We start from the raw sequence: 16,852 nt of genomic DNA, 5'->3' as shown, positions 1-16,852 counted from the left end.
GGGTGGCACACGTCACAGTGGCAGGGGGCGCGCTGCGCGGGTATCCCAGGGCGACGGACGGGGTAGGGGCGGGCATAAAGCGGGTGGCGCGTGGGCGCGACGGGGCGGGGCCCGGGCGGGGTGGGTGTGGCGAGTACGTGCGTTGTGGTGAGTGCCTGCGGTGGGGCGAGTACCTGCGGTGGAGCGAGTACCTGCGGTGGGGGAGGCAGACGTACGGCACGGAGCGGGACGGCGGTATGGATACGGACAGCTCGGAATCGGCCAGCAGGGGAAGGGCCCACACGGGAAGGGGCGGCACGGAAGCGCAAGACACCGGAATGGACGGCCCGGCGGACGGCCAAGGAGCAGACGGCCCGGAATCGGGCAGCTCGGATACGGACAGCTCAGGTACGGACAGCTCAGATATGGATAGTTCGGAATCGGACCGTGTGGCGACGCACGGGGAACGGGAACGCGTGCCGGCCGGGGCGCGGATGGCCGCGGCGGCACGGGCAAGGTCAAGGGCAAGCGCAAGGGGAGGCGGGAGATGGAAGAAGAACTCCGCGAACTGGCGGCCCGGGCACGGGCCGCGCTGACGACATCGGCCGACTACGCCGCGTACGAGAACCTCCTCGCTCTCGTACGCCAGAACACCCCCGCCGCACGCGAGGAGTTGGCCCGGGTGCTGGTGGCCAACGGGCAGCCGCTGTGCGCCCGGGAGACCGCGGCCTTCGCACTGGGCTGCGCGGGCGACCGGCGGGCCTTCGAACCGCTGGTGATGCTGTTGAACTACCGAGACCCGGCGCACTGCGCCACCGCGGCCCGGGCGCTCGCCAGGCTCGGGGACCCGCGCACCGCCCGGGCGGCGGCGGTGCTGGCGACCAATCCGCTGCGGACGGCGTACGCGCTGCACCCGATCCGGCTGCTGGTGGAGTTGCGGGCCCCGGAGTCGGTGCCCGCGCTGGTCACCACGTTGCGCCGGCTGCTGGCCGAACGCGACCACTACTGGCCGATCGCCCGCGCCTGCGTGGTCGGGCTCGGCACGCTGGGCGACCGCCGGGCGGCCCCCATCCTCGCGGCGGCGCGCGAACACGAACGGTTACGTCCGGAGGCGGACACGGCCCTGGCCCAACTGGCGGGCAAGGCCCCGGCGGCGAGCGGCGGTGGCCGCACCGACGGGCGGCGCGGCGACGGGGCACGCGGTGGCGTCCCCCGCTCCGAAGGCCCCAGAGCGGGCGGCGTCGGCCGCCGCGAACCCCGCCCCGGCTCCCGCCGCCCGGACCAACGCCCGCGGCCCAAGCCGTAGGTGGGGCCCGGGTGTTGGGGCCGGAGTGAGGCGAGTTGGGCAGGGCGGGAGTGAAGCGGTCACGTGGGGAGCGGGGGCCAACTGGGCTGGCCCACGGCGTGGGTGGGGTCCACGTAATGGGTGGGGCCCACGGTGTGGTGGGGGTAGGTGGGCCGGGCGAGGCAGGCGGTACGAGGCAGATGGAAGGGGATGGAAGGGGTGGGTGGGACAGGGGTAGGCGAGGCAGGCGGTACGGCGTGGGCGGGCCGGGCGGAGTAGTTGGTACGGGTCAGGTGGATGGGGCGGAGGGGCTGGAGGGAGGGGGCGGGGCTGGCGTGGCGGTGGGGGAGGGCGGCAGGGCGCGTGCGTAGCGCACTTCGGGGACCGCCACGCCCTCCACGTCGAAGGACTCTGCACCCCCGTCGGGGGCGAACCCTGCCCGGGCGTAGAAGCGCTCGGCCCGCTCGTTGCCCCGTACGACCCACAGCCGTACCCGCGGGAACCCGCGTTCCGTCAGCCGCCGCAGCGTCTCGCTGAGCAATGCGTGCCCGATGCCCGCGCCGAACCGCTCGGGACGGACGTAGAGCGCGTACAACTCGGCGTCCCCGCTCGGCAGGTCCTTCTCCCGGTAGGGCCCGAAGCAGGCCCACCCCACGACCTGGCCCCCCGCGCCGCCCCCGCCCGGCTCCTCGGCCACCAGGTTCACCACGTCCCCGAGCCCCCGCGAGAAGAACTCCCGCCGCCGGTCCGCGTCCTCGGCCACGTCCATGGCATCCAGATGCGCCTGCGGCACCAGCCCGACGTACGCAACCTGCCACCCCCGCACCCGCACGGCCGCCACGGCGTCGATGTCGTCCTCGGTCATTTCACGCACCAGAGCACCCATGCCGGAGAGCGTAGTTGTCCGGATCGGATTGGCCGCGGGTTTTTCTGGCTGGTGCGGGGCGCCCTGCCGGGTGGGGCCGGGGCCCGGGTTCCGTCAGGAAGTTGCAGGGGCCATGGGACGTGTCGTAGTCGGTCCACTACGGTTGGTCGCGTTCGTGAGGGCGAAGTGGGGGGGCTTGGGGTGTTCGGGAGGCGCAAGCAGAAGGAACAGGTTCCGCCGGTGCCGGAGTTGGATTGGCGAAAGGTGTGGAGGTTCACGATCGGGACGTACGAGCGGCGGAGCACGGCGAAGGGTGCGAAGACCGGTCATGGGGCCCGGGCGGTTCGTGTACCGAGGCGTGAGGGTGAAGGCTGGATTTTCCCGCCATGCGCGTATTTCCCTACGAAGCGTTTCCAGGATTTGGGTACCGAGATTTACGAGGATGTGGAACTCCGGCAACTGCTGTGTGCGCTCGATGAGCCCTTCGAGCGGAACGGGGAAGAAGTCTACTGCGTTCGTGATGCCAGGTCCGAGAGTATCGGCTCCATTCGCCGCATTCCGCCGGCCAATCGTTTGAGTATGCATACGTGGCGTATTGATCAGCCGAGGCGTCCAACGGTAATTGGGTGCAATAAGTGGGCCAAGAAGGGCCTTAAAGAGATGGCAGGAGTTGCCCTGGAGTCGACGTTCGATTTCTTGGCTCGATCGAGTGGCGACGGGAGCTACTCGCGCGACCGCGAGCTGGAGTGGAAGACCGCTGATGGCGAGCTCGTCATGAAATCGTGTGGCTATGGCGGATATGAAATGCGTCTGGAAGTCGAGATCGAGGCGCGTTGGTTGGATCGGCGACTTGCATTTGCTTACGCCATGTTGAGGGATAATCCCGCTATCTGATAAGTTGCGCTCAGGGTCGGTTGGAGATAGCGCTCAGCGCGGGGCGCTGAATTATGGAATTGCGAAGGGGGCGTCATGGCATTTGGAAGGCGTAAGCAAAAGGAGCAGGTTCCGCCGCTGCCGGTGGTGGATTGGCGGGGGGTGCGTGAGTTCACGATCGGGACGGTCGAGCGAAAAAACCAAATGGAGAGGAAGAAAACGATCGAAGGGCCCCGGGCTATTCGTGTTCCAGGCCGTAATGGTTGGGAGCAAACCTTCGCGCCGTGTGCGTATTTTGCGGGAAAATACGGTGATCTTGGGCCTGTGCTGTATGAGGATGTGAAGTTTCAGCGCGTGCTGTGTGTGCTCGATGATCCCCTTGAGCGGGACGGGGAGGACGTCTATCACGTTCGTGACGCCCAGTCCGAGATCGTAGGCTCCATTCGCCGTATCCCGCCGGTCAATCGTCTGAGTAGGCATACGTGGCGTATTGATCAGCCGGGGTGTCCAACAGTGATCGGGCGCAATAAGTGGGCCAAGAAGGGTCCTAAGGAGGTGGCAGGGGTTGCCCTGGAGTCGGCAGTCGGATTCCTGGCCCGATCGAGTGGGGATGGTAGTTACTCGCGCGATCGCGAGCTGGAGTGGAAGACTCCTGACGGCGAGTTCGTCATGAACTCGTGTGGCTATGGTGGTCATGATATGCGTCTGGAGATTGAGATCGAGGTGCGTTGGCTGGACCGGCGAATTGCGTTTGCTTACGCTATGTTGAGGGATATTCCTGCACCTTAATGAAGTTCGCCAGCCTGAAGGCCCGCTCTAGTGTCACTTGAGTGAGCTGGCGGCGATATGGACAGGGCTTCCATTGCATGCTGATGCATCTTGTTTGCGAAAATGGAGGGGTGTTGCGAAACGTAAATCCGCAAGATTTAGAGCAGCTTGCGAAGCTTATTGATGGTAGGGGTGGGGTTGCGGATGGGCTGCGGGAGGCATTTGCTCGGGCTTCGACGCTCGGCGTAAGTGATGTGTTGGCCCCGCTCAAGCCCATGAATTCCTGGGTGGCGGATATTGGTCCAGACTTGCGCTCCCGGGCTTCCTTTGCTCGCCTTGAGGATGGCGACCCTCTGGCGGGGCTTCGCTGGGCCGGTTTTACCGATGTAGACTTTAAGAACTATGCTGGTCCGCCTCTTGGTCCGGATGTCCTGCTGATGGCTAATTCGGTTGCTGCGAGTGATGATCCGGCAGCAGACTCTTTCCGGCATCGAGACGGCGAGTCGCTCGACGATTGGATATACCGGGTAGAAGCGAAGGCGCTTGCGAAGATTTCCGGACTCGAACCTCATGAGGAAACGATCAGGAGCTTCGTCGAGGCCTATGGCGAATTTGCCGGAATCCGTCGCGCGGCGCTGAATACAGCGTTCATCAGCGCTTCGATGGTTAGGATTCTAGGCGGAAATGAGTTGCGTAGACGCATTCCTGCTAATCCGATGATTCAGCAGTGGCGGAATCGAATCTACCGGAAGCTGCGATCGGTCGGTACGCGTCCGTTCATTAAGATGGGAAGGTTTGTTCGTGACTGGAACCCGGCAATGCGCTCCCTATCGGCCCCGGGGTCCTGGCTCCCGGGACGGGTGGCCGCCACGGTATTCGGCGGGAGCCAGACGTATCAGCAATCTTCTCGCATACCTTTCGTCGCGGGAGCCCGTGATGAGCTTTTCGGGGAGGGTTGGAATGGCCTGCGGAGTGTCGCACCCGGTCGGGTGAACAGGTTCCTCGACTTCACATTGGGGTCGGATGAATTGGCCAAGAGATTTGGCGGGAGGACCCACTCCGGGCAAGACGTCACCCGCGCCGCCCAAGCAAGGCTCACGCGAGTCTTGCAGAAGTCCTACCTTGAGGCACGGGGCGAGACGCCGGCCGCAGGGCGGACCTCGGCTGCCGTCAGGGGAGTCACCACCGCGGGAAAAGTCTCGGGAGTACTCCGAGGGACGTCGATCATCGGCGGGACCTTCGCCACCTACCGGAGTGGCGACAAGGTCTACCACAACGGTTGGCCGTGGGACCACGGCAACTTCAGCACCCGGGAGAAGGGTGCCAGCTATGTGGCGGACGTTGCGGAATTTGGCTTCAACGCCTCGCTGACGTACGCGAACATCAACCCCAGCCCGTACTCCCTCGGTGCCACTGTCGTCTTCGGATCCGTCTACCTGGGCGCCAAGACCGTCGAACACTGGGACGACGTGAAGGACGCCCCGGGGAAGGCGGCCGACTGGATGGGGGACAAAACCCGGGACTTCGGGGTGGACGTCATCAACAAGGCCAAGGACGTGGGCACGGTGCTGAATCCGAAGAGTTGGAAGTTTTGACATAAAGAATGCTTGTGGCGGAGGGCGCCGGCTCGGATGGGGTCGGCGCCCTCCGCGTGCCCGCAGCTCCCTCCGCGCCTCCGCCCGCACGGGCCGGGCCCTGCGCGCTCACCCCGCCGAAACCACCCCACTCCACCCCACCCCCCACCAGTGACCAGTGCCCCCTCACCCCCCAGCAGCCACTCCCGCGCCCGCCCCGGCCGCAGGCCGCCCCGCGGCATCTCGGTGCCGCAAGGCCAGAGCCAGCGTGATCGCCGTACCGGCCACCGCCCAGGCGGCCAGGATCAGCAGGGGGCCGGTGATTGCGTTGCCCTGGAAGTAGGCGATGGAGCGGGCCGTCCAGGTGCCGGCGCCCGGGGGGAGGGCGGGGCCGATGGCCTGCCAGAAGTCGGGGAGTAGGGGGTAGGGGTAGGCGCCGCCCGCGCTGGGGTTGCCCAGGACGACGATGATCAGGATGGCCAGGCCGATGCCGACGATGCCGGCCAGGCCCTGACAGGCCAGGGTGGTGGCGCCGACGGCGAAGACCACCAGGGCCCCCAGGCCCCACAGCCCGAACACGCTCCCGGGCAGCGCGCCGAGTGCCGGGCCCACGATGATCGTGCCGCCCAGGCCGGCCGCGATCGAGTACAGGGCGAGTGTGCCGAGCCGGATCGCGGCCCGGCTGCCGTTGGCGGGGCGGGCGCCCGCGCTGATGGCGAGCACCGCGGCGCACAGATAACCGCCCACGCACCAGCCGATGACCAGGTAGAACGAGGTCAGGCCGCGGCTGTCGTCGGCGGCTGCCGGCACGATGTCGGTGGTGCGCACCAGGCGTTGGTCGGCCTTCTCGGCCCGGGTGACGACCTGTTCGACGGCTTGCGCGAGGGAGGAGCCGGCGCCGCCGGCCACCAGGAGCCGGTCGGTGGTGCCGCGCGGATCGACGATCAGCGCCGCCTCCACGTCCCGGTGCTTGATCTGCCGTACCGCCTTCGCCTCGCTGGCCACCGACCGCGGGTCGAGCGGGTCGCCCGGCAACTTGCCGAGCTTGCTCACCACCTGGTCGCCGACCGGTTTCGGCGCGACGACCGCGATCGACACGTGGTCGGGTTTCGGCCGGTGGAAGGCGCCGACGTAGGAGAGGATGAAGGCCAGTTGGAGCAGGAGTACGCCGACGACGAGGACGGCGGCGCGGGTCGTCACCGCGGCCCTGAGTTCCTCGACGAAGGTGCGGCCGGTCTCCTCGCGGGTCGCCGTCATGCGCCACTCCTCACCGTTCTCACCTGGTGTTTCGACTTTCCGCGGACTTTCCACATGGTGGCTGCGTGGGGCCCGGTGCGCAGGGCGTGCGGCGCCGATCGGGTGAATCCGGAGGGGGCCGGGCGGGCGGGTGCCCCCCCGGCCGGGGCCCGGCGGGGTTCACCCGAGGCCGACGGTGCTGGCGGGGCGCACCGCGTCCGGGCCGAAGCGGGCGCGGGCCCGGTCGGCCGCGGCCTCGATGCGGCGGTCCTTGTCGTCATCGAGCCCGAAGGCCAACTGCCGGGTCGCCGATGCGGCGTCCCCGAGTTCGCCCGCGCGCAGGGTGAGGGCGCGTACGCGGGCCCGCTGGAGCCCGAGCCGCCGGTGCAACACATGGGCGGCGGAACGGAGTTGAGGGCCGTGCGCGGTGGCGTCGGACAGGGTGTGGCTGCGGGTGGTCACCGAGTGGTCGGCGTACCGGACGGTCAGCGTCAGCGAGCGGCAGACCTGCCGTTCGCCGCGGAGCCGGGCGCCGAGTTGTTCGGCGAGGTGGGTCAGGGCGGCGCGTTGCCTGGCGCCGTCGAGCTCGTCGCGTACGAAATGGTGCTCGGCGGTGAACGTACGGGGCGGTGCGCCCGCCACCACCCGCGCGGGGTCGATGCCGGCCGCGCGTTCGCGGAGCGTGCGGCCGGTCGCCGTACCCAGGATGCGCTGGAGCGTGAGCAGCGGGGTGGCGGCGATCTGGTCCGCGGTGTGCAGCCCGTACGAGGCGAGGGTGCGGGCCGTGGTCGGGCCCACGCCGGGCAGCGCCGCGGTGGGCAGGCCGGTGAGGAAGCGGGTGATGGCCGCGGCGTCGTCGGGAACGGTACGGACGGCGCCGGGTGCTCCACGGTGCGCGGCGAGTTGGGCGAGCAGCGGGTTGGGGCCGATGCCGACCGTCACGTCGAGGTCGTGGACCGCGGCTGCGCGCATCCGGATCAGGGCCGCGAGTCCGGCGGCGTCGCGGTCGAAGTAGCGGGTGCTCCCGGACACGTCGGCGAGCGCCGCGTCCGGTGGCAGCGCCTGAACGACGGGAGTGAACTCGCCAAGCAGGGTGAGGAGTTGGCGGAAGGTGGCGTCGGGTTGGGGGGTGCCGAAGTGGACGTAGAGGATCATCGCCCATCACCCCGCGCTTCCGGGGCTCGCATGGTGGAAGGCCCTCCCGTCGAGAGCGGTCAGGGCGGCGTGCCCGGCCGGGGTGCCCGGCGGTTGCAGGTCGGCCCAGGGGTGCAGGGCGTATCCGGTGGGCTGGGTGAGGGTGCGGCGCGGCCCCGCCCTGCGCGCGGCGGCCTCGGGGCGGGCGAGGCGGTCGGCGACGGCGCCGGGGCCGCCCGCGCGGTACAGGTCGATCAACTCGGCCAGGTCCCAGGCGGCGGTGCCGGTGATGCTGAAGGCGCGCGGCGGGCGCCGGGCCAGGGTGCCGCGGACCAGCAGCAGACTGCTGTGGAAGACGGTATGGGCGCAGCGGGCGTGGCTGTCCTCGAAGAACGCCAGGTCGGACAGGCCGGTGGGGTCGTCCAGGGTGGCGAAGATGACGCGCTTGCCGGAGCGGATCGGCGGGGTCTGGGTGGCGACCTTGACGCCGGCGACGAGCACGGTCGCGCCGTGCCTGAGTCGGGACAGGTCGGCGGCCGGGGTCGCGCCGATGTCGGCGAGCAGGGCGCGGTGTTCGTCGAGGAGGTGGTGGGAGACGTCCATGCCGAGTACGTCGAGTTCGGCGGCAAGTTGCTCGGAATTGCTCATGGCGGGCAGGCCCGTGGTGGTTGTGGTTGTGGTTGTGGCGGCGGCTGGGGTCGTGGTGGCGGCCGTGGCGCCGTCCGGCTCGGGGCCCGCTGTACCCCCCGCGTTCCCCGCGTTCTTCGGGTTCTCCAGGGTCGCTGGGTTCTTCGGGCTCCCCGCGTTCTCCGTACTCTCCACGTCCCCCATGGGGAGTTGACCTGCCGCCGATCCGCCCTTGCCGCGGCCCGTGCGGTGCAACTCGGTGACCTTCAGCAGCAGCTCGCGCCGAGGCCCGAACGCGTCCAACGCGCCGACCTGCGCCAGGCGTTCGGCCAGTGGGCGGCTGGGGCGGGCGCGCTGCCAGAAGTCTTCGAGTGAGGCGTACGGCTGACCGGCGGTGATGCGCCCGCTCTCGGCCTCGGAGATGCCGCGGACCTGCGAAAGGCCGATCCGCACCCCCCACTTGCCGGACACCAGTTCGATTATGTGTGCGGGCTGGGAACGGTTGACGTCGGGCAGCAGCAGCGGCACCCCGTGCCGTCGGGCGTCCGCCGCCAGGACCCGCTTGTGGTACATCCCCGGGTCGTGCGTGAGCAGCCCCGCGAGCAGGGCCGCCATCCGGTGCGTCTTGAGCCAGCTCGACTGGTAGGCGGGGTGCGCGAACGCCGCGGCGTGCGCCTTGGCGAAGCCGAAGCTGCCGAACCCCTCCAGAACCTTCCACGCGTCGCGCACGGCCTGCACCGGATAGCCGCGGTCCCGTGCCCGGTCGGCGAACCAGGCCCGCACCCGGCCCTGCCGCTCGGGGACGGACAGGGCGCGGCGGGCCTCGTCCGCCATGCCCCGGTCGCAGCCGGTCATCGTCGCCATGATCGCGATCACCTGCTCGTGGTAGACCACCTGCCCCTCGGTCTCCGCCAGGATCGGCCTGAGGTCCGGGTGCGCGTAACGGGTCAGGCCCCGGCCGTCCCGGGCCTTGATCAGCGGGTCCACCATGTTGGCCGCGACCGGCCCGGGCCGGAACAAGCTGATGTCGAGCGCCAGGTCGTCGAACGAGCGTGGCCGCAGGTTCCGCACCAGCTCCCGCTGTCCGGGGCTCTCCAGTTGGAAGGTGCCCAGGGTGTCCCCGGAGGTGATCAGGTCGTACGTGGCGGGGTCGTCCGGCGGCACCTGCGCGGGGTCGTCCAGGTCGAGGGGTTCGCCGGTGACGCGTTCGATCTCGGCCGCCGCGTGCGCGAGCGCCGACTGCATCCGTACGCCGATGACGTCGATCTTCGGGTGCCCGGTGTCCTCGATGTCCTCCTTGTCGAACTGGGACATGGCGATGTTCTCGACGGTGGTCGGCGTCAGCGGGGTGCGCCGGACCAGGGCCGCGTCGGAGACGAGCAGCCCGCACGGGTGCATCGCCGCCTCGAACGGCAGCTCGTCGAGCGCCTCCACCAGCTCCCACAGCCGGCCGTGGTCCTCGGCGGCGACCTCGCGCAGCTCGGGCAGCTCGGCGAGCGCGGCCCGTACGTCCTTGGCCCGGATGTGCGGGAACGCCTTGCCCAGCCGGGCCGCCCGGTCCGGGGCCATGCCGCGGGCGCGGGCCACGACCTCGATCGCCCCGCGCGCCCGGTACGTCTTGTAGACGGCGAGCGTCGCCACCCGGTCGGCGCCGAACCGCTCCCGTACCGCCTGGTAGACCTCCAGCCGGCGGGCCGACTCGACGTCCAGGTCGATGTCGGGCAGGGCTGAGCGGTGCTCGGACAGGAAGCGCTCCATCACCAGGCCGTGCGCCACTGGATCGATCGGGCTGATCCCCAGCAGATGCGTGACCAGCGAACCCACGCCCGAGCCGCGCGCGGCCACCCGGATGCCGAGCCGCTGGGCCTGCGCCGCGACCTCGGCGACGGTCAGGAAGTACCCGGCGAAGCCGTGCCAGGCGATGATCCGCAACTCCTCCTCCAGCCGGTCCCAGCGCGCCCCGTCCCGGTGGTAGGCGCGGCTGAGCATGCCGGCCGCGCACCGGTCGGCGAGCACCCGGTCCGCCGTTCCGGCGCTCGCGCCGACCAATTCGGGCTCCGGAAGGTTCAGCCGACCGAGCCCGAACGCATCGCCCGGGTCGACCACGCACGCCTCCGCCGTCTCCTCGGTCGTCGCGAGCAGCCGTCGTGCGTCTCCGCCCCGGCCGCCCGAGGCCTCCGCGATCCGCTCGGCGGTCCGCTCCATTTCCCCGGCGTCCTTCAGCCAGCGCTGCCCGCTGTCGAGCCGGGACGCGTCACGGTCGTCGATCGGCACCAGCAACCGGGCGGAGTCCAGCAGGTCGGCGACCTCGCCCTGGCCCGGGTCGGCGTAGCGCACGGCGTTGGTCAGTACGGGGGAGAGCTGCTGCTCGGTGGCGAAGCCCAGCATGCGCGCGGCCAGCCGCAGCGACCCGGGGCCCGTGCCGGGCCGCCCGTGCCAGGACGTCTCGATGCGCAACGCCCGGCCGAACCGTTCGCGCCAGGGCCCGAGCAGCGCCGTGGCCCGGTCCGGCCGCCCCGCCGCCAGCGCCTGCCCGACCTCGGAGTCCGCCCCGAGGAGCACGAACAGCTCGTCGTCCGGGCAGGCCAGGTCGTCCCAGGTCAGCTCCTGGTCAGCGGCGGCCGACACCAGACGGCACAGCTCCGCCCAGCCGCGTGCGGTACGGGCCAGGAACACCGCGCGCTGCGGCGGAGCTGTGACGAACGCGCCGCCCCGGGAGGGGGTCCTGAGCCGCTTCGTCGATGCCGATGCCGATGCCAACGCTGACGCCGCGGCTCCGGTCGTCGCTACGCCGGGCACGGCCAGATCGACGCCGAACAGCGGCCGGACCCCGGCCCCCGCACACGCCTTGGCGAAGCGCACCGCGCCCGCCAGGGAGTCCCGGTCGGTCAGGGCCAGGGCATCGAGCCCCCGCTCGACGGCCCGCTCCGCCAGGGCGTGCGGGTGGCTGGCCCCGTACCGCAGCGAATATCCACTCGCCACCCGGAGGTGCGTAAACGACATGCGCACCTCCTGCTACCCATGACTACCCCTTCCACCGCTTGCGCCGCCCCTCCCGATCCATCCGATCCATCGCGGCCGGGGGAGCACCTTAACTCCATGTTCGCATATTCGTTCGAATGGGAGGAGGGTGAGAAAGGGGCGGGTGGGGGCGTGCGGGAGTGTGGGGAGGGCGTGGGTGGGGCGGCTGCTTCTGGTGGGCCCGGAGGGCTGGGGCGGATTGGGTGGAGGGGGTCGCGCGCCGGCCCCGCACGGGTGCTCGGCATGCCGCCGAACCCTTCTCCTGGCCCCGACGCACCTTCCCCCTGGCGATCTCCGTGGTGGCGCCTCCGGCCAGCCGCGTCACGCAGACCGCAAGTGCGCTGACGGTCGCGGGGAGGTCGGCGGACCGGCGGAGGGCCGTCGGATGGCGGCGCAGCGCACGGTCACCGGCGCGCAACGCTCCGTACGGGTCGCGTCAGAACGGCTCAGGGCGGCCGAGGGCACAGCGAACCACCTGGTCGCGGCCGGGCAGCAGCCGCGGCCCGATCGGGCGTGATGAAGCTCTGTTCAGCCGGTGGGCGAGCGGCGATGGCTCAACGTCGCAGCCACGCGGCGAAGCCGTTGATGAGACCTGCGTAGAACCGTTCGTCGGGGACCGACCCCGGGTTCTTGCTCGCATCGTAGAAGGCGACGTTGGTGAACGAGGCGGAGGTGGACGCGTTGAGGTTCTTGTAGAACGCGAGCTTGCCGCGGCCGAACCCGACGAACAGCCAGAAGATGCCAAGTGGAGCGGTGTTCTGTAGCAAAGAGCGGACTTCTGCCTTGTTCCATGGTTCGTCGCCGACCTGGGTCACGATGAAGGCGGGATCAGTGGCACCGGATTCCTGGTAATGCCCTACGGCACGGCGCATGGCATAGGCGACGTTCCCCCGCCTCCAGTCGACCTGGGTGTGCAACTGGCCTATGCGCCCGCGGTAGTTGTCCAGTCGGATCTCCTCCAGGAACGGGTCTCGTCCGCAGGAGAAGATCACGGGCACGGTGCCGTCGTCATCGAGAGTGGCCGACAATGCCAGAACGCGCTCGGCGAAGGCCTGTACGGCGAACGACTCGTACAGCTCTTTCATGTGCCAGTCGTGATCCAGGATCAGATACACCGCCGCCCGCTGGTGCGCGATGCTTCGGTCCGCGAGGGCCTTGTCTGCCTGGCGGGCCGGAAACAGCAGCCCGGGGGCCAGCCGCTCGACTTTCGAGAGGCCCGCTGCGTGCCCCGTAGAACTGGGGGCCTGACGTCGGGCGGGAAGCGGTACGGGAGCTTGGGCGGGCTCGGGCTCAGGCTCGACGTCGACGCCGTAGTCGGTCGCGAGCCCGGCCAGGCCGGATGCGTAACCCTGCCCCACCGCCCGGACCTTCCAGCCGCCGTTGCGCCGGTAGAGCTCCGCCAGTACCACGACCGTCTCCCCGGACGTGAAGTCCGGTGCCGCGAACGACGCGGTCGGCGCGCCTGCCTGAGCGATCGACAGGAGTGGCGCACGAGTGAAGACCGCACCAGGCTGTAGCGGATCGGCACTCGCGACGACGATCAGCCGGTCCACTCCGGCCGGGACGCGTGCCAGATCGGCCGTGACCACCGGGCCGGCGACGGACACGCCGTCTTGGGTCGGGTGGTTGTAGAACACCAGGTCGTCGTCGCTCCGAACCCTGCCGTCCGTTCCGAGTAACAGCGCCGAGACATCCGCACTCAAGCCGCGGACCGACACCGTCAGCACCACCGGCGCCGTCAACAGGCCGGTGTTCTCCCCCTTGCGCAATGACGTCGTCTGCACCCTCGTCCCCCTTGATCGCTGAGAGGAGACGGTAGCCCCCTGCTGCCCGAACGTCCCGACTTTGGACAGAATTCGCCGTCGGTGACCTTTGGCGGGGCGTACGGGCCTTTGCGAGGTGCGTCAGGGGCAGTGAGTGCCCGTCCACGGAGGAATGCGTGCGCGTACGCACAGGGACGGACGTACGCGCGCACGCGCGTGGCGCCGGGGGCGGCCGGCCCCGGGCCGAAGGGGCCCCGCCCCGGACCCGACGCACCCCAGCCAGCGCAGCCACCCCACCCAACCCCAACCAACCCGCCCCACACCGGACTCACCCCACCGGCTGCCCCAGGAGCTCCAGCAGCTTGTCCACTGACGGGGCGCCGAGGGGGGCTGCGTGGCCGCCCACCACGAAGGTGGGGGAGCCGCGTACGCCGCGTTCGCGGGCCAGGTCGCGGTCGGCCAGGACGCTGCCCGCGTAGGCGTCGCTGTCGAGGACGGCCCACATCTCCGCGCTGTCGAGTCCGACCTCGCGGCCCAGCGTGATGAGCGCGCCGTGGTCGGAGAGGTCGGCGTTCTCGGTCAGGCAGCCGTGCAGCAGGCGTTCGAGCATGGCGTCGCCCTGCCCGTGTTCGGAGGCCAGGTGGAGCAGTCGGTGCGCGTCGAAGGAGTTCGCCGGTACGGCGGTGGCCGGCCGCAGTTCCAGGCCCTCCTGGTGACCCAGGTACGTGATCAGCTCGAACTGTCTGAGCGCCGCCCGGCGGCTCTCGTACACGCCGTACTCCACGAGCAGGTCCGTGAGGGGCCCCGCGGGGCTCCGCGGACCGTCGGGATCGAGTTCCAGGCTCCGCCAGACGATGTCGACCTCGGCCCGCCGGTCGAATCGGGACAGTGCCCGCTCCAGCCGCCTCTTGCCGATGTAACCCCAGGGGCAGAGCACGTCCACCCACACTTCCACCCTCATCGGAAACCCCCTCCGCTCGGCGGCGGCGCCGTACCACGGGTGCGATCAGCACCTGTGAAAAACGATGCAACTTCAACCGAACCTGAAGTCAAGTGTGCCTTCCGGACTTTGTCGGTCCGGCTCGGTCCAGACCGCGTTGACCTGCTGTTCGTGTTCCGTCCCACGGGTAGTGGGCGCGACGCCGTGCGCTCCGGGGCGCGCCCCGCCACCCCGCGCGCCCGCCCTGACGAGGCCGCGGGGCGCGCCGGTACGGCGCGATCCGGGCGTGGCACAGTGGGCCCCATGACCGGAACGCGCCCCCGTCCCACCGCCCGCGAGCTCATCGAGATCGTCACCGCCCCCGGGAGCTGGCGCTGTTGGGACGAACCGGTGCCGGAGCCGCCGGCCGGTCCGGAGTACCGGGCGGACCTCGCCCGCGCCCGCGCGCGTACCGGGCTCGACGAGTCCGTCCTCACCGGCGAGGGGCTGCTCGCGGGCGCCCGGGTGGCGCTGGTGGTCTGTGAGTTCGGCTTCCTCGCCGGTTCGATCGGGGTGGCCGCGGGGGAGCGGCTGGTGCGGGCCGTGCGGCGGGCCACGGCCGAGCGGCTGCCGCTGCTGGCCGCGCCCGCGTCCGGGGGCACCCGGATGCAGGAGGGCACGGTCGCCTTCGTCCAGATGGTGAAGGTCACCGCGGCCATCGCGGCCCACAAGGCGGCCGGTCTGCCCTACCTCGTCCATCTGCGCCACCCCACGACCGGCGGCGTCTTCGCCTCCTGGGGCTCGCTCGGCCACGTCACCACCGCCGAACCCGGCGCGCTCATCGGCTTCCTCGGCCCCCGGGTGCACGAGGCCCTCTACGGCGAGCGCTTCCCCGAAGGCGTGCAACTCGCCGAGCACCTGCACGCGCACGGCCTGGTGGACGCGGTCCTCCCGACGGCCGAACTCCCCGCCGCGGCGGCCCGCGCACTGCGCGTCCTGCGTGGTGCCGCAGGCTCCGTGGGCTCCGTGGGCTCTGTGGGGGCTGCGGATTCTGCGGGGCCCGCGGACTCCGTGGGCGGTCCGACGTCGCTGCTGAGCGGTGCCGCATTGTCGTCGAGCGGCGCCGTGTCACCAGGAGGAGCGCCCGACAGGGCGGCCGGGCGGGCGGATGCGGTGGCCCCGGGCCGCGCCGGGGCCCCGGACGCCGCCGAATCGATCCGCCGCTCGCGCCGCCCGGAACGGCCCGGAGTGCGGGCGCTGTTGCGCGTCGCGGCCGACGACGTCACCCCACTGAGCGGCACCGGCGCGGGGGAGCACGACCCGGGCATGTTGCTCGCCCTGGCCAGGGTGGGCGGCACGCCCTGCGTCGTCCTCGGCCACGACCGGGGCGAGGACGTAGGGGCTGGCGAGGGCCCCGGCCCCGACCGGAACGCGCCGCACCCCCTGTCGGACACCGCCGCGCCGGACATCGAAACGGGCGCGGAGCCGGGCGCGGGGCCGGTGGCGGACGCCGCCGGGGTGGGGCAGCCGCTCGGGCCGGCCGGGCTGCGGACGGCGCGGCGCGGCATGCGGATCGCCGCCGAACTGGGGCTGCCGCTGCTGACCGTGGTGGACACGGCCGGGGCCGCGCTGAGCCGGGAGGCGGAGGAGGGCGGCCTCGCCGGGGAGATCGCCCGCTGCCTGGCCGACCTGGTGACGTTGCCCGCGCCGACCCTGTGCCTGCTGCTCGGCCAGGGGGCCGGCGGCGGCGCGCTGGCCCTGCTGCCCGCCGACCGGGTCCTCGCGGCCCGGCACGCCTGGCTCTCCCCGCTGCCCCCGGAAGGCGCGTCGGCCATCCTGTACCGCACCACGGAGCGGGCCTACGAGGTGGCGGCCCGGCAGGGCGTGCGCTCGGCCGACCTGCTCGCGGCCGGGATCGTCGACCGGGTGGTGGAGGAGATGGAAGACCCGGGGGAACCGCAGGACGCACGGACCTCCGCGGACACCTGGGGCTCCACGGGCCCCCGGGGCCCCCGAGGCGCGCAGGGGGAGCCGGCGGGGGCGGCCCCGCCGCAACCGTCCAGCGCCCAGGACGCGGCCGACGCGCCGTACGCCTTCCTGACCCGCCTCGGCGCGATCCTGGGCGCCGAACTCGCCGCCCTCCGCGCCCAGGACCCCGAAGAGCGCCTGGCCGCCCGCCGAGCAGCGGGCCGCGGCTGACCCACCGCACGACGGCACGGGCCCGCCCCACCGCATGACGGCACGGCCCCCGCCCCACCGCGCCGGTCGAGTGCCCCGGCGCCGGCCGCCCCTCCCGTGTTCGATCCCGGGCCCCCGTCACTCCGTGCCGCCCCGGCGGGCGGCGGGGCGGCGCATCCGCTGCCGTCGTCGGCGCAGGGGCGCGGGCGGGGGCCCGGCGGGGCAGGGGCTGGTCGGGTGGTCGGGCGCAAGGTCGCGTTCTGGCCAGGGGCGGGTGGGGGTGCGGCACTGCGTGCCCGTGCGTCCGGTGTCGCGGTCGTACCAGCCGTCACCTCAGCCCCAAACGGCTGCCCAGCAGCCCCCTCCCGGCCACCGCGCCCGCCCGCGGACGGCGACCTGGCGTGCGCGTCCCGCCGAGGCGCGCGCGCCGAACGCCGGCGCCGGGCTTGACCCTTCAGGGGGAACGCTCCCATCGGCGGCCGTCACGCTCGGTGGAGGCGGCTACCGTCGGTGGTGACGGCCCGTACGCAACCGCGGCGGTGGCCGGTGCGCGAGGGGCCGCAAGCGGGCCTGGTACGGGGCGGGTCGCAGGGGAACGGGCGAGGAAGGGTGCCGAGATGGGGCAACCGG

11 protein-coding genes are annotated in these 16,852 nt (G+C 71.4%); 5 read left to right on the top strand and 6 right to left on the bottom strand.

Annotated features, from left to right (window positions below; translation table 11 throughout):
* Positions 1-526 precede the first annotated feature (526 nt).
* Positions 527-1,285 carry a HEAT repeat domain-containing protein gene (locus ACMA1D_RS16765; RefSeq protein ID WP_414724781.1) on the top strand — a complete coding sequence of 253 codons (759 nt, stop codon included), beginning with the start codon at positions 527-529 and terminating at the stop codon, positions 1,283-1,285.
* 268 nt (positions 1,286-1,553) lie between these two features.
* Here ACMA1D_RS16765 and ACMA1D_RS16760 read toward each other — a convergent pair whose 3' ends face one another.
* Positions 1,554-2,150: an N-acetyltransferase family protein gene (locus ACMA1D_RS16760; protein WP_414724780.1), complete on the bottom strand. Its 597-nt coding sequence runs from the start codon at positions 2,148-2,150 to the stop codon at positions 1,554-1,556.
* Positions 2,151-2,369: 219 nt separating this feature from the next.
* Here ACMA1D_RS16760 and ACMA1D_RS16755 point away from each other — a divergent pair, with 219 nt between their 5' ends.
* From ACMA1D_RS16755 to ACMA1D_RS16745, 3 genes are all read left to right on the top strand, one after another.
* Positions 2,370-3,023: a hypothetical protein gene (locus ACMA1D_RS16755; RefSeq protein WP_414724779.1), complete on the top strand. Its 654-nt coding sequence runs from the start codon at positions 2,370-2,372 to the stop codon at positions 3,021-3,023.
* Positions 3,024-3,098: 75 nt separating this feature from the next.
* Positions 3,099-3,791 carry a hypothetical protein gene (locus ACMA1D_RS16750; RefSeq protein ID WP_414724778.1) on the top strand — a complete coding sequence of 231 codons (693 nt, stop codon included), beginning with the start codon at positions 3,099-3,101 and terminating at the stop codon, positions 3,789-3,791.
* Between the two features lie 1,085 nt (positions 3,792-4,876).
* Positions 4,877-5,365, top strand: coding sequence for a hypothetical protein (locus tag ACMA1D_RS16745; RefSeq protein ID WP_414724777.1), 489 nt, complete (start codon positions 4,877-4,879; stop codon positions 5,363-5,365).
* Positions 5,366-5,530: 165 nt separating this feature from the next.
* On the opposite strand, the gene ACMA1D_RS16740 is transcribed toward ACMA1D_RS16745, so the two are convergent.
* The 5 genes from ACMA1D_RS16740 to ACMA1D_RS16720 form a co-directional block, all read right to left on the bottom strand.
* Positions 5,531-6,601, bottom strand: coding sequence for a DUF3533 domain-containing protein (locus tag ACMA1D_RS16740; RefSeq protein ID WP_414724776.1), 1,071 nt, complete (start codon positions 6,599-6,601; stop codon positions 5,531-5,533).
* 159 nt (positions 6,602-6,760) lie between these two features.
* Positions 6,761-7,735: a DNA polymerase Y family protein gene (locus ACMA1D_RS16735; protein WP_414724775.1), complete on the bottom strand. Its 975-nt coding sequence runs from the start codon at positions 7,733-7,735 to the stop codon at positions 6,761-6,763.
* A gap of 6 nt (positions 7,736-7,741) precedes the next feature.
* Positions 7,742-11,344, bottom strand: coding sequence for a DNA polymerase III subunit alpha (dnaE, locus tag ACMA1D_RS16730; RefSeq protein ID WP_414724774.1), 3,603 nt, complete (start codon positions 11,342-11,344; stop codon positions 7,742-7,744).
* A 572-nt stretch (positions 11,345-11,916) separates the two neighbouring features.
* A complete protein-coding gene (locus ACMA1D_RS16725; protein WP_414724773.1) occupies positions 11,917-13,146 on the bottom strand; it encodes a VWA domain-containing protein in 1,230 nt (409 codons plus the stop codon).
* A 307-nt stretch (positions 13,147-13,453) separates the two neighbouring features.
* Positions 13,454-14,086 carry a DsbA family oxidoreductase gene (locus tag ACMA1D_RS16720; protein ID WP_414724772.1) on the bottom strand — a complete coding sequence of 211 codons (633 nt, stop codon included), beginning with the start codon at positions 14,084-14,086 and terminating at the stop codon, positions 13,454-13,456.
* A 282-nt stretch (positions 14,087-14,368) separates the two neighbouring features.
* Between ACMA1D_RS16720 and ACMA1D_RS16715 the strand changes: the two genes are divergently transcribed.
* Complete coding sequence (locus tag ACMA1D_RS16715; RefSeq protein WP_414724771.1) at positions 14,369-16,243, top strand: carboxyl transferase domain-containing protein; 1,875 nt, start codon at positions 14,369-14,371, stop codon at positions 16,241-16,243.
* Positions 16,244-16,852: the final 609 nt, after the last annotated feature.

Source organism: Streptomyces sp. 796.1, assembly GCF_047525675.1.
Lineage (GTDB): Bacteria > Actinomycetota > Actinomycetes > Streptomycetales > Streptomycetaceae > Streptomyces.
Note: the sequence above shows the minus strand (reverse complement) of the source record. Positions and strands in the feature narration are given on the sequence as shown.

Excerpts from the sequence above, each read along its gene's own strand:
- ACMA1D_RS16765 (WP_414724781.1), top strand. The coding sequence starts at position 527 with ATGGAAGAAGAACTCCGCGAACTGGCGGCCCGGGCACGGGCCGCGCTG.
- ACMA1D_RS16760 (WP_414724780.1), bottom strand. The coding sequence starts at position 2,150 with ATGGGTGCTCTGGTGCGTGAAATGACCGAGGACGACATCGACGCCGTG.
- ACMA1D_RS16750 (WP_414724778.1), top strand. The coding sequence starts at position 3,099 with ATGGCATTTGGAAGGCGTAAGCAAAAGGAGCAGGTTCCGCCGCTGCCG.
- ACMA1D_RS16740 (WP_414724776.1), bottom strand. The coding sequence starts at position 6,601 with ATGACGGCGACCCGCGAGGAGACCGGCCGCACCTTCGTCGAGGAACTC.
- ACMA1D_RS16735 (WP_414724775.1), bottom strand. The coding sequence starts at position 7,735 with ATGATCCTCTACGTCCACTTCGGCACCCCCCAACCCGACGCCACCTTC.
- dnaE (WP_414724774.1), bottom strand. The coding sequence starts at position 11,344 with ATGTCGTTTACGCACCTCCGGGTGGCGAGTGGATATTCGCTGCGGTAC.
- ACMA1D_RS16720 (WP_414724772.1), bottom strand. The coding sequence starts at position 14,086 with ATGAGGGTGGAAGTGTGGGTGGACGTGCTCTGCCCCTGGGGTTACATC.
- ACMA1D_RS16715 (WP_414724771.1), top strand. The coding sequence starts at position 14,369 with ATGACCGGAACGCGCCCCCGTCCCACCGCCCGCGAGCTCATCGAGATC.